The organism is Streptomyces sp. NPDC006265, from assembly GCF_040613555.1.
Taxonomy (GTDB): Bacteria; Actinomycetota; Actinomycetes; order Streptomycetales; family Streptomycetaceae; genus Streptomyces.
In genome coordinates this window covers 465-1,591 of record NZ_JBEXSH010001354.1, presented here as the reverse complement: position 1 = coordinate 1,591, position 1,127 = coordinate 465, and the positions used below count along the sequence as shown (strand labels likewise).

2 protein-coding genes and 1 pseudogene are annotated in these 1,127 nt (G+C 70.8%); 2 read left to right on the top strand and 1 reads right to left on the bottom strand.

Features of this window, described 5'->3' with window-relative positions:
• Nucleotides 1-25: 25 nt before the first annotated feature.
• A complete protein-coding gene (locus tag ABZ281_RS48795; RefSeq protein WP_356665227.1) occupies nucleotides 26-442 on the bottom strand; it encodes a heme-binding protein in 417 nt (138 codons plus the stop codon).
• Between the two features lie 36 nt (nucleotides 443-478).
• On the opposite strand from ABZ281_RS48795, the gene ABZ281_RS48790 reads away from it, so the two are divergent.
• Together ABZ281_RS48790 and ABZ281_RS48785 are read left to right on the top strand one after the other, a co-directional pair.
• Nucleotides 479-886, top strand: a complete 408-nt coding sequence (locus ABZ281_RS48790) for a MarR family transcriptional regulator (RefSeq protein WP_356665229.1) — start codon at nucleotides 479-481, stop codon at nucleotides 884-886.
• A gap of 58 nt (nucleotides 887-944) precedes the next feature.
• A pseudogene (locus ABZ281_RS48785) lies at nucleotides 945-1,127 on the top strand (hypothetical protein); the annotation flags it as partial.

The following is a 1,127-nucleotide window of genomic DNA, read 5'->3' as shown; positions in this document are numbered from 1 at the left end:
GGCGTCGTCGTGCTGAAGGGCCCCGTCAGGCGAAGGCCTCCACAGCGGCTGAGGCAAGACCGTGGTCCTGCTCCGGGGCACCGCCGCCGACGCCGATCGCGCCGATCAGGCGGCCGTCGCGGTGCACCGGCACACCGCCCGCGATGAACAGCAGCGGCCGGTCGAGCGCGGTCGGCAGCGTGTGAAAGAGGCCTCCGGGCTGCACCGCCTCGACCAGGTCGGCGGTGGGCGCGTTCAGTTGGAGAGCCGTGTAGGCCTTGCGGGTGCTGGTCTCGCCGGAGATCAGCACAGCGCCGTCGTCCCGCCGGAAGGCGAGCAGATGGCCGCCCGCGTCCAGGACGCTGACGCTGACGCCTGCGGCTTGGGCGGCGTGGTGGGCCGCGGCGACGGGGGCGTTGGCGTTCCGGGTGGTCAGCGGGGCGACAGCGGTGGTGGTGCTCATGAGGGGTTCTCCTGAAAGACGTGCTGATGGTGCCGGCTGCTTCACGGAAGGATCGAGTCCCACATCGAGCGCGCCCTGCAGGCGGGGCACGACCTCAGCGCGCGCGAGTACTCCCTTCTGGACGTGCTCAGCAGGCAGCACGACGGGGACGGCGGGCATCTGCAAATGAAGCAGGTCGCCGACGCGGTCGTCCTCAGTCAGAGCGCCACCACGCGCCTGGTCACCCGGCTGGAAGACCGCGGTCTCCTGGAGCGCTACCTGTGCCCCACCGACCGTCGGGGCATCTACACGAACGTCACCGCAGCAGGTCTTGAGCTGCTGGAAGCGGCGCGGCCGACCAATGACGCCGCCCTGCGCGAGGCCCTCGACGAAGCGGCGAAGAATCCCGAACTGGCCCCGCTCGTCCGGGTCGTGGAGACACTGAAGGCTCCGGTGCCCGCCTAGGGTGCGCCCTTGCGTGATCACCTCTCCCGGGGCAGCTGTCTCTGCGTAGGGTGCGCCCATGGGAGATCTTGAAATACGTGCCGCCGTCGCTGACGACGTGCCGGCGATCGTCGGAATGCTCGCGGACGACCCACTGGGCGCACAGCGCGAGTCACCGGACGACCTCGCCCCCTACTTGTCCGCGCTGGAGAGGCGGGGCTGCGCTCCGAACAAGCGCGGGCTGGGGGGGGGCTGGGAGGGA

What these genes read in the sequence shown, in the direction of transcription:
- ABZ281_RS48795 (WP_356665227.1), bottom strand. Translation starts at nt 442, where the DNA reads ATGAGCACCACCACCGCTGTCGCCCCGCTGACCACCCGGAACGCCAAC.